Source organism: Paraburkholderia ginsengisoli NBRC 100965 (assembly GCF_000739735.1).
In the GTDB taxonomy this organism is placed as follows: domain Bacteria; phylum Pseudomonadota; class Gammaproteobacteria; order Burkholderiales; family Burkholderiaceae; genus Paraburkholderia; species Paraburkholderia ginsengisoli.
Window position 1 is genome coordinate 643,926 of sequence record NZ_BBJF01000003.1, and the last position, 23,551, is coordinate 667,476.

Genomic DNA, 23,551 nt, shown 5'->3' on the forward strand with positions numbered 1-23,551 from the left:
AACAACACACCAGGCAGTCAACGCAGACCTGAGTCTCAGACCGCCACGTCCTCCGTTACGTCGTTCAACGCGGCGTCGAAGAAACGTTCCTGCGCTTCGGCACTGACGCGTGCGTAGGCACGATTGACGCCGCTGATCACCGCGCGAATCGACGCCGTCACCAGGTTCGCATCGATGCCGACGCCGAACGCGCTGCCGGCCACATCGGCGCCCGCCATTTCGGCGATCGCCACCGCGCGCGCGTCGGCGCCCTGGGTCAGCGCGCGTTCTTCATAGTGCTGAATGCGCACCGGTGCGCCGACCGCGTGCATCAACGCGTCGAGCGGACCGTTGCCTTCGCCGCGCAGCACGCGCGGTGTGCCGTTGATTTCAACCGTGAGCTTGATGTGTTCGCGGCCGTCCCGCTCGTTGAGGTTGTGTCCGATGTAGCGCACCGGTTCGACGGTTCGCACGTATTCCTGCTGGAACAGTTCCCAGATTTGCGCGGGCGTGACTTCGTGGCCGCTGTCGTCGGTGAAGCGCTGCACGGCCGAGCTGAAGTCCACCTGCAGGCGACGCGGCAACACCACGCCGTAGCTCTGTTCGAGCAGATACGCAATACCGCCTTTGCCCGACTGGCTGTTCACGCGAATCACCGAGTCGTAAGTGCGGCCGAGGTCGCTCGGATCGATCGGCATATACGGCACTTCCCAGATCGCATCCGGCTTCTGCACGGCGAAGCCCTTCTTGATCGCGTCCTGATGCGAGCCGGAGAACGCGGTGAACACCAGATCGCCGACATACGGATGACGCGGATGCACCGGCAACTGCGTGCATTCCTCGGCGGTGCGCGCGACTTCGTTGATGTTCGAGAAGTCGAGCTCCGGATCGACGCCCTGCGTGTACAGGTTCAACGCGAGGGTGACGAGATCGACGTTGCCGGTGCGCTCGCCGTTGCCGAACAGGCAGCCTTCGACGCGATCGGCGCCCGCCATCACCGCGAGTTCGGCGGCAGCGACCGCGGTGCCGCGGTCGTTATGCGGGTGGACCGAGACGATCAGCGAACCGCGGCGCGCGAGATTGCGGTGCATCCATTCGATCTGGTCCGCGTAGACGTTCGGCGTGGCCATTTCGACGGTGGCCGGCAGGTTGACGATGGCTTTGTGCTCGGGCGTCGGTTCCCAGATGTCGAACACGGCGTCGCACACTTCTTTCGCGAATTCGAGTTCGGTGCCGCTGAATACTTCCGGGCTGTATTGCAACGTGAAGTGCGTTTCCGGCGACGCATCGGCGAGACGCTTCGTCGTGCGGGCGGCCTTTTGCGCGAGTTCTTTCACGCCGCTCTTTTCGAGGCCGAACACGATCTTGCGGAATTCCGGCGCGGTCGCGTTGTACAGATGGACGATCGCGCGCGGCGCGCCACGCAACGATTCGAAGGTGCGTTCGATCAGATCGTCGCGCGCTTGCGTCAGCACTTCGATCGTCACGTCGTCGGGGATATGGCCGCCTTCGATCAGCTCACGCACGAAGTTGAAGTCGGTTTGCGACGCCGATGGAAACGCGACTTCGATTTCCTTGAAGCCGATCTGCACCAGCGTCTTGAACATGCGCATCTTGCGCTCGGCATTCATCGGCTCGAACAGCGCCTGATTGCCGTCGCGCAGGTCGGTGCTCATCCAGATCGGCGCGCGCGTGATGGTGCGCGACGGCCATTGGCGATCCGTCAAGTTGATGGGCTTGAACGAACGGTATTTGGTAGCAGGGTTTTTCAACATTTTCATCATCCGAGGGTGAGACCAGAAGGCTGGGAGTCGACCGGACGACGAAAACGATACAGGGCCGCCGGTCGAAAACCGGGGCTGGGTCAGTTACTGGGGATTAAGCGGTGCTTCGGTGTATCAGATGGAAGCGCGCAGCAGCAGACCTAGCCCGGTAGAGCGGGCTAGTAGTAGCGATAGGGTGGTCTGGGCGCGGTACATAGTGCGCAATAGGAACATATTCTCGGGACGGCGTCAAGCGCGGCCGTGGATCAATGGACGGGTTTCACGAAGCGCAAGGTCATGCGGTCAGACTCGCCGATCGCCGCGTAGCGGGCTCGGTCTGCATCGCCGCCCTCATAGCTCGGCGGCAGCGACCACACGCCGTGCGGGTAATTTTTCGTGTCGCGCGGATTGCTGTTCACTTCGCTGCGACCGGCCAGTTCGAAGCCGGCGGCCCGCGCGTGAGCGATCACGTAGTCTTCCGTCACGTAGCCGCTGTCGATGGTCTGTTGCAGCGATGTACCTGGCGCCGCGCGGTGTTCCTCGACGCCGAGCACGCCGCCCGGTTTGAGCGCCGCATAGAACGCGCGGAGGTTGGCGTCGATCTGACCGTCCTTGATCCAGTTGTGGATGTTGCGAAAGGTCAGTATGCGATCGACGCTGGCGTCGGCGGGAAAGCCGCTGAACTGTCCCGCGTGCAGGGTGCCGACCACGACCTTGCCGTACACGGCGGGCGTGGCCGCCAGCTTGCGCGCGAACGCCGCGCGGCCGGCCTGTGCCTCCGCCGATGGCGCGCCTTGCGGGCCGTCGTATTGCGCCTCGTACAGCTTGCCCTGATCGTGCAGGTAGGGCGCAAGGATTTCGGTGTACCAGCCGCCGCCCGGCGCGATTTCGAGCACGCTCTGCGACGGCGCGAGTTCGAAGAATTGCAGCGTTTCATTCGGGTGGCGATAGACGTCCCGTGCGCGCGCCTGGTCGCTGCGCTGCGGGCCGGAGACGGCGGCGTCGAGCGAGGTCGGCGAGGTGGACGATATGGGCCGGGCCGAGGCGGCCGTCGACGCGGTGGCGGATGCCGACGAATTCGACGCCGTCGGAGCGGCGCAGGCGGCCAGCAGCAGCGTGATGCCGAAGGCCGCGAGCAGGCCGCGCAACATGCGCGTAGCGGAGTGGGGGTAAGCGTTCATGGCAGCCATTATCGGGGGCGAGTGACGCGGAAGGAAATCGGCAATCGACATAAGGATAGGACGAGGCCGAATTTGCGCGCTGTTTTGGGGGCGTTGGCCGGGTCGCGGCGATAACCGAATCCGAAGCGCGGGCCGGCGCGTATAAATGAAGTGATCAGCGCGCCGCGCCATGGCTTTCGACCGCGCGGACCTGATCCCTTTCATTTCACTTTGCCGGAGGCAGGCATGAAACGACTATCGGGCACGTCGAAGGTAGTGCGGGTTCTGCTTTGCGCAGCCGCGTGCGGGTTCGCCGCGCACGCGGGGGCGCAGGGTCTGAGTCCGCAGAACGATATGAACGCACCGCAGAACAGCACGCGTCTGATGCCGAATGCGGCACTCGGCAGCGAATATCCGACGCACGGTAACCAGCAGGCCGGCGAACTGAATCTGAATCCGACCGACCCGCGGGCACAACTGGTCAACGGTTTGCCGAATCACACGAACTCGGGCGGCTATGGCTCGCCGCTCGCCGGCGTGCGCACTTATGTGCAACCCCAGTCGCCGACGCCCGCGCCCGCGCAGCCGGCGGCACCGTCGAACTGAGGGGCGTAGGCGACGGCCGTGCCGCATCGCGCGCCAGCGGCAGCGCATCCTGGCATGGGCCGTGTTGTTTCGAGGCGGACTCTTTGTTCGAAACGGTAGACGCAGGCGTCGCCGCCCAGTTGCTCAAATGCTCAGATGCCGAACACGATGCGCAACGTATCGTTCTGCGCGATCACCGACGCACCGATCGCCAGCAGCAAGACAGGCAGCAGCGCGCCGCCGTAACGACGGATCGGCGCGCCCAGCAACGGGTGCTCGACGAGCCACACCGCCACGGCGCACCACAGCCCGATCATCGCGACGAACACCAGCGAGATGAGCGCGTTCTGGTGCTGTGAATGGCTGGCGTACAGCGGCACATAGACGGCAAGGTTGTCCGACCCGTTGGCTATCGCGACGCCGGCGACGGTCCAGCAGGATGAGCCACGGCTTGCCGCGGCCGCGCCGGTCGCGCGGGCCGGCGCGGTGGATACAGGTGCGCTCGCGGCGTCGCCTGCCGCGTCACGCGCGGCTTCCTGCTCGGAATGGGCGGGATCGCGGCGCTCCCACGCTTTGCTCAGGCCGATGCCGATCGGCAGCAAGCCCAGCAGACCGGCGTAACCGGCGGGCAATCGCGTCAGCAAGACCGCGAGCAGGAGCGCTCCCGCGATCAGCATCAACGACCCCGCATACTGCCCGACAATCACGCGACGTCGTGCGGCCTTTGCTTTCGTTTCCGCAAGGAACGCGAGCAGCACGAACAGGTTGTCGATATTGGTGGCGGCGTAAGCCGCGATCGCGAGCAGGGCGAGGCTGATCATGCGAGAAAAGCCGGTCGATACAGCGTGAGAGATGCGGCGACGCGTCGACGGCGCAGCGGATGAGTTCGACACGATGCCAACGCGAGCCGGTGCGGTCAAGCGGCCGTTCGGTGAACTGCGTCGTTGCAGGCGGGGCGCGCGAGACGTCCGCTTCTGGTGGGAGACAGCAGGCGTGCGGGTCCGATGTCGAGCGACGGGTGCGTAAGCTACAATTGCCGACGGCTTGAAAAACGGAACATCAATGAAGATTCGGATTCTCTCTATCGCCTGCGTCACGACCGCAGCCGCGCTGCTCGCGGCCTGCACGACCGGCTCCAGGAACTCGGGCGCATGCGAGCAGTTGATGCGAAGCAAGCTGGCCGCGACGTCGTCGGATACATTGAAGGTCGCTCACCGGGCTGCCGCCATTCGCGGCTCGCGGGTGGTGGTCGAAGGATCGATCGAGCATGTGAGGACAGCCTCGGAAGTGGCGGCGACGATGCCGGCCTCGGCCGCGCTGGCGGCCTCCGCGCCGGGCGGGATTGCGGGGACGAGAGCGGTGACGGCGGCGACTGCGGCGTCGGGTGTCGAGGCGTCGTCGAAAAAGCCGATTCAACCGAAGACGGTCAGTTTGCCCGCGGCCGCCGAATGCACGTTCCACGGCGAGGATCTCGATGTGTTCCGCTGGCTGGCGCCGGCCAAACTTGCGACGCCGCCCGATCAGGCCGCTAGCGAAGCTGCGGGGTAAGTGGCGGCATTTCGTGTCGTACCAGGCTTGTGCGCGCAAACCAATGACACGATATTTTGCGGATGCTCATCGCGCGCCTGGTGCGAGACGCGTCACGGTTCTTTGTCTCGTGCATATCGAGCGCGAAGTGCGTCCTGTTTGATGGACGATGTAGTGCTTCATGGCATGCTCGGCTCGCGCTCGCAAGATGGATGACACCAAGTTTGTGGATGCGCCTCGCGCATTCGTTGCGGATGCGCTTCCCGGTTCTTTGCGGCATGTGTGAGGAGCATCTTGCCGGATGAACCACACAGCGCTTGCGCTATGCGGGGCCGGCGTCTGCGAGGTGGCATCTACGCTGCACGCCATACCCAAACGGCGAGCGAACGTTAGCTAACCCGCGCCGTACTCCGCCAGATGTACCGGCAAGCGCTACCCGTCAGCACCCCGTCACGTCACATCCGCACAAAGCCCATACCCACCACTTCACCTCATCGCCTCCGCCCGCTGCCTCCGCGTCCCCCGCACCAGCTTCAACACACATTCACCGAACGCCTGAGGCCGTCCCTCGAAACAGCGTTCCACCGCCCGAGTATCGATCAACCTCTGCCTTAGCGCCGTGCGCTCGGCGCGAGCGTCGATCATCCGCACGGCGGCGGCGACATACTCGTCGACGCTATCCGCAACGGTCCACGACGGCATGTCCACCCGCTCGAACAGCGCGCCGTCGATGCGCTCGAACACTTCCGGCCCGCGCTTGCAGACGCCAGGCAAACCCAGCGTCAACGCATCGACGATGCCGTTGGTATTGCCGAATGGAAACGGACTGAGAAACAGGTCCGCCCGATTGACGCGCGCCAGATAGCCCGCGTAGTCGTGAAAGCCATGCACGTGCGCGCCCGGCAGCGCATCGCCGATCACCGCGCGCATCCGGTCGAGCGGCAGACCGGCCTGCACGCCGCTCATGAAGTGAAACTCGACAGGCGTCTGCGCACGCGCGGCGATCTCCCGGCAGGCTTCGAGAAAGCCGGGATTGAGCTTCATCGCGCTCGCCGTGACGACGATCTCCAGCCGTTCGCGCGGCGGCGCAATCTGCGCGACGATCTCCGGCAGCGCTACCGACGGCCGGTACGGTTGACCGTCTTTCGGCAGTTTCATCAGACGCTCGCTGAAGCAGCTCGGGTTGCCCACGTAGTCTTCCTCGACGCTGATACGGTCGATCTTGTCGGAGTGCGTGGTGGCCGGATGGCCGAGACCCGCGATCTGCAGCGGCGCGACGCGCAGGTTCGACATGAACACCGTCAGCACGAACATGCCGACGCTCGGCATATACAGCACGTCCGGCTGCTCGGTCGCGGCGAATTCACGGATCGTCGCCAGGCATTCGCCGATATATTCCGGGTCCTTCAGTTCGATGAAGCGGTCGAACACCGCGCGCCCGAGGTCGTCGACCGCGTAGTCGAAGCCGAAGCCGACCACCTCGAAATGCTCGCGCGCGGCTTCCAGCGTGCGCGAGTGCGTGCGGTAAATCGAATGCGGGCCGCTGAACCATTCCAGTACGACGATCATCAGCGGCTTCCTGCCGCGCGACGCGCGGCGTCCGCGCTGCGCGGGCACCGGCTTCGTCGGCGCGGGGAGATCGGTCAGTCCCAGTTGCGCGAGCTTGCGCCTCACGAGCTCGTTGATGTCGCGCTTGATCTCATGCCGCCGCGGGGTGTCCGCGTAACTGCAGAACATGTACGCGTTGTGCAGCAACGCGGTCGGCAGGTCGTCGAGGTCGTCGATTTCCCGCAGTTTGCCGGGCAGCCATTCGACCAGTGCCTCGCGTTTGAGATGCGCATTTGCCGAGCCCTTGAAGGTGGGTGCGAGCAGCACGAGCGCGAGGCTGGCGGCGAGCGCTTTGTCGTAAGCCCAGAGCGTGGCGAAGTCGAGTTCCAGTTCCGACTCGGTCGAATAGAGTGCGCAAAGCTTTTCGACGAAGCGGTCGCCGGCCAGAAACTCCGCATTCTCCGGGCCGCGCGGATTCAGGTAACGCACGACATGGTCCGCGTTGCCGAAGGCGGTGGTGGAGAATACCAGGCCGGTCCACTCGTGCAGCGTCAAAAACAGATTGAAGCACGCGGGCGGCAGGTCGAATTGCGGATCGGCGAACAGCGTCGACGCCGCGCTCGCGAGGCGCGTGCAGAAGCGCTGGCGCTGCTCGGCCGCCGGCAGACCGCTCATGTTGGACGCGAGAAAGCTCGCGTCCAACAGGCCGCGCTTGTGCTGCAGCAGCGCCAGCGCGGCGATCAGCTGGACCGCCGCCTTCACGTGCTGCCGCGTATAAACGAGCTGTTCGAAGTGGTCGAGCGAAAAGGTGGGTTCTTCCATCGGGCGACATGTCAACGTAGGCAGGACTAACTATCTGGAGAAAGATAGCCAGCCGGATCGCTGAATTATCGCTGCCGCCCGATATCAAATTTGCCGGCCCGATCGATTTGGGAAATTTCCGCGCGGACTTGGGCCATATCGACAGCGGCCGGGTCCGCGCATCGATCAGAATGCGTAATAAGGACCTTGGCCGGCCGAAGTATCGCGCGACGCGATCGCGGTGTAGACGCGCTTTCCGTAGAAGAACGGCAAGCCCCAGCCGAAGCCGCGTGCGCCAATGCCGGCAAGATTGTTGAACGCGTTATTCGGCGACGCGAACATCGAGCTCGAATTGCCGATCGAAAACGCCAGCGCGCGCGTCGCGCCGTCGACCCCGACGATCGTGGCGGCGATCGTCTGCGGCGAACTCGGGCAGTACCAGAAGCCGCATTGTGGAAGCTGGGTGTTGCGGAAGAAGAGCCCGTTCGAGCCGCTGTCGATATAGCTTTGCGCATACGTCTGACCGCCCGCGCTCGTGACCAGATAGCCGTTGGTCGCATTCGCCCTGACAACGCTGGCGCCGCCGAGTGTGTTGTTCGCCTGCGTGCCGATCCCGAAGATCAGCGAGCCCGCCACGCTGGCCGCGCCGGTGTCGGCAATGGGCGGCAGGTCGATCACCACGCCGTTGTTGTCGAGCGCGAAACGGGCGACCGGATTGGCCACCTGCTGCGCGAGTGACTGCGCGCTTGCCACGCATGCGCCGCTGGCGTCGCAGCGGTAGTACCAGCGCGGCAGCGCGGCGTTGGCGCAGCCGCTGCCGCAGTCAGTCGTGAACAGGCCGATGCCGAGAATGCCGTTGCCGCGCAGGCCCGCGACCGTCAGCATCGCCGGACCCGCGCTGGCGCATTCGGCGGGCACTGTGGGAAGTGACGGGTCGGCGATCAGATGGATCGGAATCGACTCGGGACCTGGCCCGCCATGCGCACGTCCGCGCGACGCACGGCGCCCCACGCATAGCCGCTGCCGAACACCGCGCACTCGCCGCTGACGCCGCCGCCCGATGGCACTGCGGGCAACGCGAGGCTCGCCGGCAGCGCGGAGGCTAGAAGGCGCAAGCCGTTCGAGCCGGTGTCGACCTGGACGTCGTCGATCGTCGCGCAGTTGCTGGTGCCGGTCTGGCAGATGGTGACGCTGGTCGTCAGCATGTTGCGCGTCAGGCCGCGCTCGTCTGCGACGAGCTGGCCGGACTGCCGCCGCCCCCGCCGCCACAACCGGCGAGAGCCGCGCAGACGAGGAGCAGGGCAGAGAGTCGAGAGGAGGGCTTCATGATGGATTCCGATCGTCGAAGAGTTGGCCTGGTGGCGCGCTTACTGCAGATCGTCGGCGGTGACGCCGGGCGGCAACGCGGCGGGCAGCCACGCACGCCCGACGTAGCCGCGCATCGGACCGCCGGATTCGACGATCACGTCCGGCTGGGCGATCCGCGAGCCGTGCAGATTGCCGTCCGCTCCCGGCGTGGCGGCACCCGCGCGGTAGGAGTCGGCGTACTGGCCGAGCAGCGCGTGCAGGTCCGGCATGGTCGGGCCTTCCCACGCGTAGCCGACGATCTTGCCGGTGCTGGTCGCGTACTCGTTGATGGTCGTGTTGCCGGCGTCGGTCAGCGTGCGAACGCGCAGTCCGCCGTTGAAGAGCGACCGCACCGCGGCCGCGGACCCCGCCGTTGTCGTCGTCTGGCTCGGCATTGCGCCGCCCAGTTGCGCGTGGGCGCCGGCGCTCGCGCAGAGCGCCACAAAGGCGAGCGCCTTGGCGGTGAGAGAGTGTGAGAAACGGTACTTTGACATGGCGGTCTGCCTCGCTATCTGAAGTGTTATGGCTTTATTGAGATGTTTAAATCACGGTAACACTTGGGTTTTTGGATCGTGACCTGGCGCGTGGTCACTGTCTAATGCGCTGTCGGAATGCGAGAGGGGCGTGCTAGGACTTTTCTTTTTGAAAACAAAGATCTGACGATGTTGTAGGGGTGGCCCTACACGACATTCGGAAATGTTGGCAAATGTTAAGCGGGCGAGGGCACGGAGTTTTTCGTCCTGAGCACGACGCATTTTTCTGCCGCGAAGTTGCGCCGGACGACACACTTCCCAAGCTGTTCATCGGCGCCTTCGCCGCGCGTGTGGCAAGCGTCGCGCGCTGGTCAATTGGCGGGCAAACCCCAGTTTTTGCACACGGCTCGCCGGGACCGGTAAAATGTTGGGTTGATCCACGGAAACTTGCCGTGGCGTAGCGGAAGGATTCCCCGAACATGACTGATCTTCGTCTTACCAAGCGGTTTGCAGTAATGCTGATGGCAGGCGGGCTGGTCGCCGGCTGCGGCACCTCGTCGCCGACCAAAATCGACTACAAGAGCGACTCCAAATCAAAGCAGGTGTCGCTCGCCGTCCCGCCGAACATGATCGACGAGACAGCCGATCAGCGTTCGTTGCCCCCGCAAGGCGGCGAAACTTCGTTGTCCGCGCTTCGGCAGGTTCAGGCGCAAGCGCCGTCGGCCAGCAATAACGTGGCGGTGGTGCCGCCGGTCAGCGGCATGCACATCCAGCGCGACGGCACGGAAAGCTGGCTCGTGATCGACAACAAGGCGCCCGCCCAGGCGTGGGAACAGATCCGCCGCTTCTGGCAGGAACAGGGCTTCCTGCTGGTGGTCGACCAGCGCGACAAGGGCGTGATGGAAACCGACTGGAACGAGTCGCACGCGCAGATCAGCGACGGCCTGATCCGCAACACGCTGTCCAAGGCAATGGGCAACAGCTATGTGACCTCGGAGCGCAACAAGTACCGCACGCGTCTCGAAGCCACGCCGGCCGGCGGCACCTACGTGTTCATCAGCCAGAAGGGCATGCGCGAGGCGCTCACGGGCACCAACAACGATTCGAGCCAGTGGGTACCAAAGCCGAACGATCCGGCGCTCGAACAGGAATATCTGAAGCGCCTGATGGCGGCGCTCGCGCTGGCCGATTCCCGCAAGGCGGGCGGCACGCAAACCGCGGATCTGTCGCCGGCGGGCACGCAAACGGCGCCGAACGCGGCGACCACCGGCGCGAAGTCGGCTGCAGCGGCGACGGCGGCCCAGAACGTCGCGCTGTCGGCGCAACAGCCAACGCCGGACGCGGACTCGGCGAATACGGAGGCGCAGTTGTCGTCGACCGAACTCACACTCGGCGAGCCGTATGACCGGGCTTGGTTGCGCGTGGGCCTCGCGCTCGACCGCAGCAACTTCACCGTCGACGACCGCGATCTCAGCCGTGGTCTGTACTTCGTTCGCTACGTCGATCCGAAGGATCTATCGTCGGCCGAGCAGGGCTTCTGGAGCCAGGTGTTCCACGGCAAGAAGGAAAAGGTCGCCAAGCAGTATCGCGTGAACGTGCGCGCGGTGACGCCGGACCAGACGCGCGTGGCCGTGGTCGACGACCAGGGCGCGATCGACCAAAGCTCGCAGGCCAAGCAGATCATGAGTCTGATGGTCGACCAGCTGCATTGAGCTGGGGAACCCTGAACTGCTAGCGGGCAACGCAGTTTGAAAAGCCGCCCGGGATCATGTCCCGGGCGGTTTTTTTTTCGCTCGTGTCAGACGTGTGGGGGCGTCGCGCGCATGTGTTTGCTCCTGTCCCTGAGTGAGAGCGCGGTATCAACCTGAGCTCGACGGAATCGGGCCATGTTCGACGTCATCCTTTCCTGGGATATGGGCAGCGAGTCTGCTCGTTCTCGCGCCGGCCTGCGGCGCCGCTTTGAGTCCCCGCGAGACGCGCCGGCCAACCCGACTCGTGATGCGGCATTTGGATCCCAGTGCACGAAGTGGCCGCTCGGTTGGAACGGCTGGCGTGCGCGTCGGTGGATCAGGCGTGCAGGGACGCTGAGCGCCCTTATGTAACGTGACGTTACCCCCGTGACGTAACTTCAAAGACCTCCGCACGACACTTCACGTCGATCGCCTCAGGCGAAAAAAATCTATATCAATCAAGCGTCTGAGACCATTTCGTGATCTTGGCCTCAATTTGGCACATAAGCTGCTTAAAAGACTCATAGGGCCGGATTAGATTTGCCGACGTGAATTTTGGCGCGTCTCCAAGCCTGCCTGCGATTCAAACCTTTCCGGCGCCGGCCGAAGACCGGCGCCGCGCCCGATGACGGCCTGCGCGCGACGCGCGGCCTCGGTGGCCCCGTCGCCTATCCTCGTAGGGCGACGGTTTCGCCCGCACTCCGACCGGAGTGCGGGCTATTTTTTTGGTAGGGAGATTCGCAGCGATCCGCACTTTTGCAACCGTCCGATGTCAGGAGCTGAGCAGAACGTGAGCGGCGCAGAGAGGGGAAGAGAGGGGAAGCGAGGTGAAGAGAGGCGAAGACAGGGCGACGCCGCCGGCTGGCGTCGCGCGAAACGAAACGGCTTTCAGGTATCGGCGCGGCGTGTGCCGACCCACGGCAGACGCTTGATCACGCCAGTTGCTAGCGCGGTGCCGACGAGAATCACCGCGCAGCCTTCCAGCATGCCGGGCGACACGCCTTCGCCGAGAAACAGCGCGCCCCACAGAATCCCGAAGATCGGAATCACGAATGTCACGGTGATCGCGCGCGCCGGTCCGGCCACCGCGATCAGATGGAAGAACAGCATGTACGCGACGCCCGTACAGGCGATGCCAAGCGCGATCACCGCGCCCCACGCGTGCAGCGAAATCGGCGCAGCCGGCCAGTAGATCACGGCGAGCGGCAGCAGCACGATGGTCGCGCCGGTCATCGTCCCGGCGGCGACGGTCAGCGCATCGACGCCGGTCAGGTGACGCTTCGTATAGTTCGCGGCGACGCCGTACAGCAGCGTCGCGCCGAGCGCGGCGCCGGCCGCGAGCGCGGTGGTCAGCGGCGTCGCGGCCGAGCCGTTGGGCGTGGCGATCTGATCCCACACCAGCATCAATACGCCGAGAAAGCCGATCACGAGACCGAGCGTGCGCAGCGCGCTCAGGCGGTCGCGCAGCCAGAGGAAGCCGACCAGCGCGCCCCACAATGGCGTGGTCGCATTGATCACCGAGGTCACGCCCACGGACAGCGTCAATTCGGCATAAGCGAACAGGCAGAACGGCGCCGCCGAATTCAGGATGCCCACCACCAGCAGCGGAAACGCGCGCGTGCGCAGGATCGTCGCCGATTGCTGCAGCGGCCGTCGCGCGAGCAGCACGATCAGCAAAAAGGCCGCGCCGATGCCGACGCGCAGCGCCATCAGCGGCGCGACGCCGAAGTCGGTCACACCGACGCGGATAAACAGGAACGACGCGCCCCACAGAGCGGCGAGGATCAGCAGTTGCAACAGGTTTTGAGGTTTCATCGGGATGGCGCCGCGCGCGGTTGAGTCGGGACGCCTGCGCATCGTAGCAGCGTGATCGCGCGAAACGTTTCAGGCTGGAATGAAACGGCAAGTTTCGGGAGATCGAGGCGTCCGGTGCCTGTGATCGTAAGCGTTTGCGGCGGCGGGCGCAAAACGAGCAATTCTCACGCTGTTGTGAGAAAAATTGCGATGCGGCGATCGGGGCCGGCTGGGCATGGCTTCGCCGGATTGGGACGCGGTTAAAAAGCGTGAATTATTTTGCGGCGACGCGCTCTGCTTCCCATCACTCCGGAAAGCAGAGCAAGCCTGTCGAACACAGCCCACCCGTGCGACTCAGCGCATCAATGCGGAATCATCCACTGCAAGAAGTTCTGCTGCGCCCAAACCAGCACGCCGAGCAGCACCGTCAACAGGATCGAATGCTTGAAGGTCTTCGCGAACACCACGCCTTCCTTGCCTTTGAGTTCGGTGGTCGCCACGCCGGTCGAGATGTTCTGCGGCGAGATCATCTTGCCCATCACGCCGCCCGACGAGTTGGTCGCCGCCATCAGTACCGGACTCAGATTCAACTGATTGGCCGCGACCACCTGCAGGTTGCCGAACAGCGCGTTGCCCGACGTATCGCTGCCGGACAGGAACACCGCGACCCAGCCGAGAAACGCCGAGACCAGTGGAAAGAACGGCCCCACCGACGCGACGCCGAGACCGAGCGTATAGGTGAGCCCCGAATAGTTCATCAGATACGCGAGCCCGACGATGGTCGCTACCGTCAGGATGGCGATGCGCGTCTGCACCCAGGTGTCGGCGATCGCCTTGCCGAACTCGCGCGCGCTCAGGCCGACCACGAATGTCGTGATCAGCGCCGCGACCAGAATCGCGGTGCCGGTCGCGAGCGGCTGGAAGTCCCATACCGCCGCATACGGCGTGTTGTACAGCGTGATGAACACGGCCTTGTCGAGGCCCGGCCACGGCACCTTGACGTCGCCGATCGTGAAGACCCTGGCGACGGTCCACACAATCACCACCACCGACACGATGATCCACGGATACCATCCCTGGCCGCCGCCGATCTTGCCGCGCACTTCGCCGACGCGGTCGATGTTGACCGCGAACTTCGGATCGGCGGCGGGTTTCCAGATGCGCAGGAAAGCGATCGTCAGAATCAGCGACACCATCGACGACAGCACGTCGGTCAGGCTGTAGTTCACATAGTTCGACGCGATGAACTGCGTCAACGCGAAGCTCGCGCCCGACACCAGCAGCACCGGCCACACGCGCAGCATGTTGCGAAAGCCCGCATACACGCCGATCACGTAAAAGGGCAGCAGGAATGCGAAGAACGGCAACTGGCGTCCGACCATCTTCGCGAGCAGATCGGACGGCAGATGCGTGACCGCGCCGAGCACGGTGATCGGTACCCCGAGCGCGCCGAACGCGACCGGCGCGGTGTTGAAGATCAGCGTGAAGGTGAGCGCTTCGAGCGTCGGAAAGCCGAGCATGATCAGCAGCGAACTGGTGATCGCGACCGGCGTGCCGAAGCCGGAAATCCCTTCGAGCAATGCGCCGAATGAAAAGCCGACCACGACCAGCACGACGCGCCGGTCGTTCGGCAGGTTGTCGATCATCCACATGCGGAAGGCCGCGAAGCGCCCTGAGCGTTGCGCGATGTTGTACAGCAGGATCGCGGTGAACACGATCCACATGACCGGCCAGCATGCGAACACCGCGCCGGCGAACACTGAGTTCAAGGCCAGCCCAACCGGAAACTGCCAGACGAGGACCGCGACGATCAGGCCGGCGATCAGCCCCGCGAGCGACGCCTGCCACGCCGGTCTGCGCGCCCAGCCGAGCAGAAGCAGCACGACGATGATCGGCAATACGGCGACGAGAAACGAAGGCAATAGCGAATTACCGACCGGGGTGAGTAGTTGATGAAACATCACGTCTCCTTGAGGGGTTCGGCTCGACGCGGAATCACACAGGCGGGACGCGTCGCGGAAGCAGGACGGACGAGCGTAGGCGGAACGTAAGAGACGAACCGCGTGGCTTATTAAACAGACGCTGTATGGCCTTCCGAAGCATAGAACCGTGCGCGGGGACGTCAAGAAGGGAAACTACCGGCGCGATGAAAGACGTGACGAAACGCCGGGGTTGTGTTTCGCATGATCAGGAGACCACTCTGCGCGACGCGAAGTGAATGCGCGTCGGCGCGTCGGCGCGATTGCGCGAATGGGCGGCCGTGTGCCCGCTTTATCGTGAAGCGATAGGTAGGAAAGCGGGCAAGTGGCAGGCGTTCAATGCCCGTGATGATGTCCCCATCCTCCGCCTCCCCAATACCCGCCAATGCCGATCGACACAGACGGCCCGTAGAAGCCGGGATAACCGTAATAAGCGGGGTAGGCGGGATAGACAGGAGGCGGGTAGTAGGCGGGATAAGCCGGCGCCACATAGACGGGCGGAGCCGCGACCGGATAAACCGGTTGTTGCGCGACTTGCGCTTGCTGCTGTGCGCGTTGCTGCGCATCGGCGGGATCGGTCTGACCCACGGGGACGTCCTGCTGCACGGCTGTCGCGGGGGCCGTTGCGTACGTCGAATAGTAGGCAGGGTAATAGCCGGACGGATAGTAACCGTATGGGTAATAGCACCCCGATAACGTCAGCATGCAGAGCGTGCCGCCCAGTGCGACGCCTCCGCGGAACATCCGAGGAAATGCGCGCGGCGGCCAGAGGTCGAGCGCGCGGAAAGGGGTGATGACGCGGGACTTCATGACGCGCTCCTGGTTGAACCGTCCGCCGCCATCGACGGCGTGACGACTTCTTGAGCTTACGCTCCCGCAGCGCGAACACGATTGCAAAACCGTAACGGTTTATTGCATGTCATTGCAATGCGTCATTTGACGCTCGAATCGAACCGTTCGAGAAGACGCTATTCGTCTGTTCGTCCTGTCCAGGGAGAGCGCGGCGGATTGAAGGAATCGGTTCAATCCGCACGCGACTCACGCGTTCACATCGACATCGATTAGCAACGCATCACAGCAACATCACGCCGCTCACTTACCGACCTGATTACCGATAATGCCGCCGGCCGCCGCACCGCCGATCGTCGACAATGCGTTGCCCCCGATCGCCGCGCCCGCGGCGCCGCCAAGCCCCGCGCCGATGGCCGTATCGCGACCTTGACGGCTCATGCCTTCGCACGCGGAAAGGCTCGCAACGAGTGCAACGATGGCAGCGAGCGTACCGATTTGACGGATCGATTTCATGATGCTGACTCCGGTTGGTTTAATTGTGGAAAGTGATCATCGAGATGGGACATAACACCCCGTCCATGCATTTGATCTTAGCCGCGCGTCCCGTATCCAGATGTGTGCGCTTGTCAGCGGACTGACGGCTTCGTAATCAAATGTTTCGCCTCGGTTGCCTTTCGTTAGCACGCGGCGTGCCCGCTGCGCGTCAATGAAAAAGCCCGCCAGTGGCGGGCTTCGACGCTGCGATGCGTGTTTGTGATGAATCGGCTGGCGGCAATAAGCGAGCCGATCCGCACGTCCTGCCTTACTGCCGCTGATAGATCTCCGCGCCTTTCTTCATGAACTCGATCGACTTCACTTCCATGCCTTTCTTCAACGCTTCGTCGTCGGTGACGCCTTGCTGCGCCGCGAACTCGCGCACGTCCTGCGTGATCTTCATCGAGCAGAAGTGCGGGCCGCACATCGAACAGAAATGCGCGACCTTTGCCGAATCCTTCGGCAGCGTTTCGTCATGGAATTCGCGCGCCTTGTCCGGGTCGAGGCCGAGATTGAACTGATCTTCCCAGCGGAATTCGAAGCGCGCCTTGCTCAGGGCATTGTCACGCACCTGCGCGCCCGGATGACCCTTCGCCAGATCGGCAGCGTGCGCGGCGAGCTTGTACGTGATGATGCCGGTCTTGACGTCGTCCTTGTTCGGGAGACCCAGGTGTTCCTTCGGCGTCACGTAGCAGAGCATCGCCGTGCCGAACCAGCCGATCATCGCCGCGCCGATGCCCGACGTGATGTGGTCGTAGCCGGGCGCGATGTCCGTGGTGAGCGGTCCAAGCGTGTAGAACGGCGCTTCGTCGCACCATTCCAGTTGCAGGTCCATGTTCTCCTTGATCAACTGCATCGGCACGTGGCCAGGGCCTTCGATCATCGTCTGCACGTCGTGCTTCCACGCGATCTGCGTGAGTTCGCCGAGCGTCTTCAGTTCGCCGAGCTGCGCTTCGTCGTTCGCATCGTAGATCGAGCCCGGACGCAGGCCATCGCCGAGCGAGAAGGCCACGTCATATGCCTTCATGATTTCGCAGATGTCTTCGAAATGCTCGTACAGGAAGCTTTCCTTGTGATGCGCGAGGCACCACTTCGCCATGATCGAGCCGCCGCGCGACACGATGCCGGTCATCCGCTTGGCGGTGAGCGGCACATATTGCAGACGCACGCCAGCGTGGATCGTGAAGTAGTCGACGCCTTGCTCGGCCTGTTCGATCAGCGTGTCGCGGAAGATTTCCCAGGTCAGGTCCTCAGCCTTGCCGTTGACCTTTTCGAGCGCCTGATAGATCGGCACCGTGCCGATCGGCACCGGGCTGTTGCGGATGATCCACTCGCGCGTTTCGTGAATGTGCTTGCCGGTCGACAGATCCATCACCGTGTCGCCGCCCCAGCGGATCGCCCACGTCATCTTGTCGACTTCCTCGCCGATGGACGACGTCACCGCCGAGTTGCCGATGTTCGCATTGACCTTCACGAGGAAATTGCGGCCGATGATCATCGGCTCGCTTTCCGGGTGATTGATGTTGTTCGGGATGATCGCGCGGCCGCGCGCCACTTCCTCGCGCACGAACTCCGGCGTGATTGCCGTGAGCCCATTCGGACCGAATGCGCTTGCGCCGAACGCCTGCCCCGGGTGCTGACGGCCCATCATCGCGGCGAGCTTTTCGCCGTTCGGACCGCTCGTCTTCAGGCTCTCCAGATACTCGGCGCGACGCTGGTTCTCGCGAATCGCGATGTACTCCATCTCCGGCGTGATGATGCCTTGCTTCGCGTAGTGCATCTGCGACACGTTCTTGCCGGCGATCGCGCGACGCGGCGTGCGATGCAGGCCTTTGAAACGCAGGTCGGCGGTGGCGGTGTCGGCCGCGCGTTCGCGGCTGAAGTCGCTCGACAGGCCAGTCAGCGCTTCGGTGTCGCCGCGCTCTTCGATCCACGCCTGACGCAGCGCCGGCAGACCAGCGCGGATGTCGATCTTCGCATCCGGATCGGAGTACGGGCCCGACGTATCGTAGACATAGACCGGCGGATTCTTTTCGCCGCCGAAGCTGTCAGGCGTATCGGCCTGCGAGATCTCGCGCATCGGCACACGGATGTCGGGACGCGAACCGGTCACGTAGACCTTGCGCGAATTCGGCAGCGGCGCGACGGCGGCTTCGTCGACGTGGGCATCGGCGGAAATGAATTTGGGATTGGCGTTCATTGTGTCTCCAAAGCAAAGTGGGGGGCTAAGCAGGAGACGAGACGGAAGTAGTCGGAGATCGCGAGAGGTGATGCGGTGGAACTGGGTGCGAAATCCGTACGCTTCCCTGCGCTGGCATTATCCAGATCAGGTTCAAAGGGTATTTCTCACCCGCGCGGCACGGACCTCCAACCTCCGTGCGACGCAGGACCCCCGCGTTAGCAGCGCACACGATACACCGCCAGGCCGCTGCTTGGCAACCCGTTCCACGGGTCGAGTCGCGGACCGGGGCCCGATGCGCGGTGTCTTTTGCTGATGGGGGCGGACTTGCCGGCAAGGAGCCGGCGCGTGATTTAGCGCGAGAAATCGTCGGCGGCTTCGGGCTGATAGAGGATCTTGTCGAGCTTCAACACCTTCTCCGTGCCGCTTGGCGGCGTGAAGCGGATACGCTCGCCGCGCTTCGCGCCGAGCAGCGCGAGACCGGCGGGCGAGAACACGTTGAGGCGCCCCTGCGCGAAGTCCGCGTCGGGCGGATAGACGACGGTCCACGTCATCTGCTCGCCGCTGCCTTCGTCGATCAGTGTGGCTTGCGAATTCATCGTCACCACGTTGGCCGGAATCTCGCGCGAGTCGACGATCACCGCGCGCTCCAGGACGTCGTCGAGCATGTCTTGCAGCTTCGCATCCGCGCCGGGCGCGGACGCATGCTTCTCGAGACGGGCGACGTCGAGTTCGGTCAGGTAACAGGGCTTCGTCTTTTTCATGACGGGTACTCCAATTCGATCTGCATATAAGGGAACAGCGTGCGATGAGATCGGCCCGGAGCCCGACGACGCGGCCCAGGCAATGGAGCGGGCAGCGTTAGATCGGGCGCCGGGCGGCAGGAAGCGGGAGCGTTCGGGACGGCTCGGCGGCCGGATGCGGCGCGAACTCCGCGCGCGCGTCACCGGTTGCGCGGCGCGGGCGCAAACGGATGAGGGCACGGGAAGTCGGGAAGCGCATCGAAGTGGCCGGCAGGTGTCGGAAGAAAGTGGAGAGGGCGTTGCCTGAAAGCAGGAAGCGACGCAATCGAAAGGTGAATGTTAGCACGCGGCTGCGCGTCTCTTTTTCGATTTGCGGCGCCTTTGCAGTTGTGCAACATGCGGCGCCGTGGCGCTTGTTATGTCCTCAAGCCTATCGCAAAAATGTCGTTAATGGTTGTGCGGGTTGTAAAGGGTTCCGTGATGAGGCCTGGCGGGTGGCAAAGACTGCCGCCGGGCGTGGCGATGGAACACCGGCTCGCATGAGCGATAAAAAAGCGAATCGGGTCTCGGGAGAGTGCGCATGGAAAAGAACACATTACGGTTGCGGACACTCGGTGCGATAGCAGGTGCGATGGTATCGCTGGCAACGCCGTTGATGGCGTGGGCGGCAGCGGGTGGGACGATCTCGTTCTCAGGAGCGATCGTCGCGCCGCAATTGCGCATGACTACGGGCGTGACGTCAGCCGGGCTGCCGGTCGCAACCGCGGGTGCGCAAGCGCGGCGGATGGAGCCGGCTCTGACGCTGACTTTCGATGCGCCGCCGGGCGTGGCGGCCGGTGCGGATGTCTCGTTGCAAGTCAATGACGGCGTGCCGCCGCGCAATCTCGTGGCGGCGCGTTTCGTCGATAACGGCGGGCGTCCCGCCACGGCCCGTAATGGACACTACCAGGTCGGCCGCAACGGCGGCGTGTTGTCGGTGTCGCCCGCGCGGGCGGACACGCCGGATACGCGCGTGACGGTTGTCGTGAGCTACGAATGAGTTCGCGCCCCGAGGTTTCGTAGGCGCGCTATGGCGGGGACCTCGCGAAGCCAGCGCCAAAAAAGCGGCGATACGTCCCCCACTTTTTCTGTTGCAAGTACGCCGAAAAGTTACGATTCTCCCCCTCGACGCGGTGGGCGCTTACTGCATAATGCGATGCGCGCCGCAACCTTGGCGCGTGTTCGCCGTGGCCCGATTTCTCCCGGCTGCCACGGCCTTGTGGCCCTTTGGTCATCTATCGCCCTTCCGTTCCACCGACATGTCCGCCAGCCTCGCCCGCCAGACCGCATCGCCGATGCGGTGTCCGCCATCCCGTCACCGGGTCTACAGCGGAGGCGCATTACCTCGAGCGGCATGGGCGGGTTGAACGCATGTCGCTGCAACGCTCCACCTTTTTCCCGCGTGGTTTGCCGATCCGTTTGCCGCAGTCGCACAGCGGCCAGATCGCGCTCGCGCTTGCCGTCGTCTATCTCGTGTGGGGCTCGACGTATCTCGCCGTGCACGTCGCGCTCGGCTCGTTTCCACCGCTGCTGCTCTCCGGACTGCGCAACCTGTTTGCCGGCCTAGGCCTGTTCGTCTTCGCGGTGCGTCGCAAACCGGTCTGGCCGAGCGCCGCCGAGGTTCGCAATGCCGGACTCGTCGGCACGATGCTGGTGGGCCTGTCGAGCGGTATGCTGGCCTACGGCATGCGCACGGTCGGCACCGGTACCGCGGCCGTGATGGTCGCGACCGTGCCGCTGTTCGCGACGGTGATCGCCGCCGTCGCGGGCCGCAAGATCGGCCGGGGCGAGTGGTTCGCGGTAGGGCTGGGTCTGGTCGGCATCGCGATCCTGAGTCACGGCGACAGTGCGCCGGGCTCGGCGGGCGGCAGCCTGGCGATTCTGTGCGGCGCGCTGTTCTGGGCCGGCGGCGCGCATCTGGCCGGGCGTCTGAAGCTGCCGTCGGACCTGTTTCTGTCGACCGCGTTGCAGATCGGCCTGGGCGGCGCGATGTCGACGATGGTCGCGTGGGCCTCCGGCGAACGGATGCTCGACGTGCATGTCCTGCCGATGCTGGCGTTCATCTATCTGATGCTGATCGGGACAATGGCCGCGTACGTCGCGTATGGTTTTCTGATCCGGCATACGAGCCCGATCATCGCGAGTAGCTGCATGTACGTGAATCCCGTGGTCGCGGTGGCGCTCGGCGCGCTGCTGCTGGGCGAGCCGGTCACGCGCTCGACGGTGATCGCGACCATCGTGATTCTCGCGAGCGTCGGGCTGTCTTTCTGGTTCGATTACAGGAAGAAGGGGCTGGCTTGAGTTGTTGCGCTTTTCGCCTGGGGCGGGGGCTCAGGTCGGAGTGGTTAGATCACATTGGGATTGGGCTTCCTCCAGCCGACGCTCAACCTCCGACCCGACGCGCCCGCCGCCTTCAAAGCGCCGCCGCCACTTCCGCGCCTTCGCGGATCGCGCGTTTCGCATCCAGCTCGCTCGCGACCCTGGCGCCGCCGATCACGTGATAACGCGGGCCGCCGCGCTGACCCTCGCCGCTCGCCGTCGCGGCCGCATCCGTCTGCGGCAGCAGATCGCGCAACGATTCCTGCCCGGCGCACACGACGATCGTCTCCACGTCGAGCCACTCCTCGACGCCTTCGCGCTCGATCTTCAGACCACGCTCGCCAATCTCCCGATACGACACACCGCCGAGCATCGTCACGTCGTTCCTCGCCAGCGTCGCGCGATGCACCCAGCCCGACGTCTTGCCGAGCCCCATGCCGAGCTTGCCGGCCTTGCGCTGCAATAGCCAGATCTGTCGCGCGGGTTGCGGCGTGGCCGGCGCCTTCAGTCCGCCGCGTTCGCGCACCGCGAGATCGACGCCCCATTCGTCGAGCCACGCATCGCGCGGCATCGGCAGCGGGTCGCCCGCGCGATGCAGCAGAAACTCGCTGACGTCGAAGCCGATCCCGCCCGCGCCGATCACCGCGACGCGGCGCCCGACCGGCGCGCCGCGCAGCACGTCCACATACGACAGCACGTTCGGTCCGTCGATGCCCGCTATCGATGGCTTGCGCGGCACGATGCCGGTGGCGACGATCACGTCGTCGTAAGCCGCGGCGGCGAGCAGCGCGGGATCGACGCGCGTGCCGAGCCGCACGTCAACCTGGTGGCGTTGCAACTGACTCTGAAAGTAGCGGATCGTCTCGCTGAACTCTTCCTTGCCCGGCACGCGCATCGCCAGATTGAACTGCCCGCCGATCGTCGCGCTCGCATCGAACAGCGTCACGCGATGCCCGCGCGCGGCCGCCACCGTCGCCGCCGACAAACCCGCCGGGCCTGCGCCGACCACCGCGATCGAACGCGCGGCGCGGGCGTCCGTGACTGGCCGGTAGACCAGCTCGGTCTCGCGTCCCGCGCGCGGATTCACGAGGCAACTCGCGCGCTGGTTCCTGAAGGTGTGATCGAGGCAGGCCTGGTTGCACGCGATGCACGTGTTGATCTCGTGCGCGCGGCCCTCGGCGGTCTTCAGCACGAACTCGGGATCGGCGAGCAGCGGTCTCGCCATCGACACCAGATCGCCGGCGCCCTCGGCGAGCAGGGCCTCCGCGACCTCGGGCGTATTGATGCGGTTCGACACGATCACCGGCACGTTGACCGCGCGCTTCAAGCGCCCGCTCAACTCGGCGAACGCCGCGCGCGGCACCGAGGTCACGATGGTCGGCACGCGCGCTTCGTGCCAGCCGATTCCCGTGTTGAACATCGTCACGCCGGCCGCTTCGAGCGCTTGCGCGACCTGCACGGTTTCATCCCACGTGTTACCGCCTTCCACCAGATCGATCAGCGAGAGCCGGTACACGACGATGAAACGTTCGCCGCACACCGCCCGTACCCGCTCGACGATCTCGCGCGCGAGCCGCATGCGGTTCTCGATACTGCCGCCGTAGCGGTCGGTGCGCCGATTGGTGCGGGGGCACAGGAACTGGTTCAGCAGATAGCCTTCGCTGCCCATGATCTCGACGCCGTCATAACCGGCGCGCTGAGCGAGCCGCGCACAACGCGCATAGTCGCGCACGGTCTTCGCAATCCCGGCGATGCTCAACGCACGCGGCTTGAACTTCGAGATCGGCGACCGGATTGCGGACGCGGATACGACGAACGGCTGATACCCATAGCGGCCCGCATGCAGGATCTGCAGCGCGATCTTGCCGCCTTCGGCGTGCACCGCGTCCGTCAGCAGCCGATGATTGCGCAGATCGAACACGGAGTTCAGCGTGCCGCCGAACGGCAGCAACCAGCCCTGACGATTCGGCGAGATGCCGCCGGTGACGATCAGGCCCACGCCGCCTTTCGCGCGCTCGCGGAAATAGGCGGCGAGCTTCGGGTAGTTCCAGAAGCGATCCTCCATGCCGGTGTGCATCGAACCCATCACCACGCGGTTGCGCAAGCGGGTGAACCCGAGATCCAGTTCGGCGAGTAAGTGCTGGTAAGACATGGGGAGGGACCGTGTAAGTATTGGAGGCGTTCGCACGATACACCGCACCTCGGGCCAACCCGCCGAGGAAAAATTCTAATCCTCGCAAACCATTGCTCCGTAAGACA

The 23,551-nt window shown here is 64.5% G+C and carries 17 protein-coding genes, 1 pseudogene and 1 riboswitch; of the genes and pseudogenes, 5 read left to right on the forward strand and 13 right to left on the reverse strand.

The genetic code is table 11. The features are described 5' to 3' along the window. Positions 1-35 precede the first annotated feature (35 nt). Both leuA and BGI01S_RS03965 read right to left on the reverse strand, forming a co-directional pair. Positions 36-1,754: a 2-isopropylmalate synthase gene (gene leuA, locus BGI01S_RS03960; RefSeq protein WP_042322648.1), complete on the reverse strand. Its 1,719-nt coding sequence runs from the start codon at positions 1,752-1,754 to the stop codon at positions 36-38. 254 nt (positions 1,755-2,008) lie between these two features. Further along, complete coding sequence (locus BGI01S_RS03965) at positions 2,009-2,932, reverse strand: class I SAM-dependent methyltransferase (RefSeq protein WP_042322433.1); 924 nt, start codon at positions 2,930-2,932, stop codon at positions 2,009-2,011. A 216-nt stretch (positions 2,933-3,148) separates the two neighbouring features. Here BGI01S_RS03965 and BGI01S_RS03970 point away from each other — a divergent pair, with 216 nt between their 5' ends. Continuing rightward, positions 3,149-3,508 (forward strand): hypothetical protein, encoded by a 360-nt coding sequence (locus BGI01S_RS03970; RefSeq protein ID WP_042322435.1) that lies wholly within the window; start codon positions 3,149-3,151, stop codon positions 3,506-3,508. Between the two features lie 131 nt (positions 3,509-3,639). On the opposite strand, the gene BGI01S_RS03975 is transcribed toward BGI01S_RS03970, so the two are convergent. Further along, positions 3,640-4,308, reverse strand: a complete 669-nt coding sequence (locus tag BGI01S_RS03975) for a cadmium resistance transporter (RefSeq protein ID WP_042322437.1) — start codon at positions 4,306-4,308, stop codon at positions 3,640-3,642. Positions 4,309-4,549: 241 nt separating this feature from the next. On the opposite strand from BGI01S_RS03975, the gene BGI01S_RS03980 reads away from it, so the two are divergent. Then, positions 4,550-5,035, forward strand: coding sequence for a hypothetical protein (locus BGI01S_RS03980; RefSeq protein WP_042322439.1), 486 nt, complete (start codon positions 4,550-4,552; stop codon positions 5,033-5,035). Positions 5,036-5,500: 465 nt separating this feature from the next. On the opposite strand, the gene BGI01S_RS03985 is transcribed toward BGI01S_RS03980, so the two are convergent. The 3 genes and pseudogenes from BGI01S_RS03985 to BGI01S_RS03995 form a co-directional block, all read right to left on the reverse strand. Beyond that, the gene (locus BGI01S_RS03985) at positions 5,501-7,384 is read right to left on the reverse strand and encodes a glycosyl transferase family 1 (protein WP_042322441.1); all 1,884 of its coding nucleotides are present in this window, start codon (positions 7,382-7,384) and stop codon (positions 5,501-5,503) included. Positions 7,385-7,549: 165 nt separating this feature from the next. Next, positions 7,550-8,690: pseudogene (locus BGI01S_RS03990) on the reverse strand (DUF3443 domain-containing protein). Positions 8,691-8,730: 40 nt separating this feature from the next. Next, positions 8,731-9,204 (reverse strand): DUF2844 domain-containing protein, encoded by a 474-nt coding sequence (locus tag BGI01S_RS03995; RefSeq protein WP_042322443.1) that lies wholly within the window; start codon positions 9,202-9,204, stop codon positions 8,731-8,733. A 458-nt stretch (positions 9,205-9,662) separates the two neighbouring features. On the opposite strand from BGI01S_RS03995, the gene bamC reads away from it, so the two are divergent. Then, entirely contained in the window at positions 9,663-10,895 is a 1,233-nt protein-coding gene (gene bamC / locus BGI01S_RS04000; RefSeq protein WP_042322445.1) for an outer membrane protein assembly factor BamC, read from the forward strand. Between the two features lie 906 nt (positions 10,896-11,801). On the opposite strand, the gene BGI01S_RS04005 is transcribed toward bamC, so the two are convergent. The 6 genes from BGI01S_RS04005 to BGI01S_RS04030 all read right to left on the reverse strand — a co-directional run bounded on the left by BGI01S_RS04005 (position 11,802) and on the right by BGI01S_RS04030 (position 18,955). Continuing rightward, positions 11,802-12,728: a DMT family transporter gene (locus BGI01S_RS04005; protein ID WP_042322651.1), complete on the reverse strand. Its 927-nt coding sequence runs from the start codon at positions 12,726-12,728 to the stop codon at positions 11,802-11,804. Between the two features lie 341 nt (positions 12,729-13,069). Then, positions 13,070-14,668 (reverse strand): L-lactate permease, encoded by a 1,599-nt coding sequence (locus BGI01S_RS04010; protein WP_042322447.1) that lies wholly within the window; start codon positions 14,666-14,668, stop codon positions 13,070-13,072. Positions 14,669-15,022: 354 nt separating this feature from the next. Then, positions 15,023-15,496, reverse strand: a complete 474-nt coding sequence (locus tag BGI01S_RS04015) for a hypothetical protein (RefSeq protein WP_042322449.1) — start codon at positions 15,494-15,496, stop codon at positions 15,023-15,025. Positions 15,497-15,778: 282 nt separating this feature from the next. Further along, positions 15,779-15,991 carry a glycine zipper 2TM domain-containing protein gene (locus BGI01S_RS04020; RefSeq protein WP_042322451.1) on the reverse strand — a complete coding sequence of 71 codons (213 nt, stop codon included), beginning with the start codon at positions 15,989-15,991 and terminating at the stop codon, positions 15,779-15,781. 289 nt (positions 15,992-16,280) lie between these two features. Further along, on the reverse strand, positions 16,281-18,212 hold the full coding sequence (gene thiC / locus BGI01S_RS04025; protein WP_042322453.1) for a phosphomethylpyrimidine synthase ThiC: 1,932 nt from the start codon (positions 18,210-18,212) through the stop codon (positions 16,281-16,283). An 85-nt stretch (positions 18,213-18,297) separates the two neighbouring features. Further along, a riboswitch (TPP riboswitch) is annotated at positions 18,298-18,416 on the reverse strand. A gap of 128 nt (positions 18,417-18,544) precedes the next feature. Further along, positions 18,545-18,955 (reverse strand): GreA/GreB family elongation factor, encoded by a 411-nt coding sequence (locus BGI01S_RS04030; RefSeq protein WP_042322454.1) that lies wholly within the window; start codon positions 18,953-18,955, stop codon positions 18,545-18,547. A 559-nt stretch (positions 18,956-19,514) separates the two neighbouring features. Here BGI01S_RS04030 and BGI01S_RS04035 point away from each other — a divergent pair. Both BGI01S_RS04035 and BGI01S_RS04040 read left to right on the forward strand, forming a co-directional pair. Continuing rightward, positions 19,515-19,973: a hypothetical protein gene (locus BGI01S_RS04035; protein ID WP_042322456.1), complete on the forward strand. Its 459-nt coding sequence runs from the start codon at positions 19,515-19,517 to the stop codon at positions 19,971-19,973. Positions 19,974-20,344: 371 nt separating this feature from the next. Beyond that, positions 20,345-21,274: an EamA family transporter gene (locus tag BGI01S_RS04040; protein WP_042322458.1), complete on the forward strand. Its 930-nt coding sequence runs from the start codon at positions 20,345-20,347 to the stop codon at positions 21,272-21,274. 112 nt (positions 21,275-21,386) lie between these two features. Here the strand turns inward: BGI01S_RS04040 and BGI01S_RS04045 are convergent, their stop codons facing one another. After that, a complete protein-coding gene (locus tag BGI01S_RS04045; RefSeq protein WP_042322461.1) occupies positions 21,387-23,444 on the reverse strand; it encodes an NADPH-dependent 2,4-dienoyl-CoA reductase in 2,058 nt (685 codons plus the stop codon). Positions 23,445-23,551: the final 107 nt, after the last annotated feature.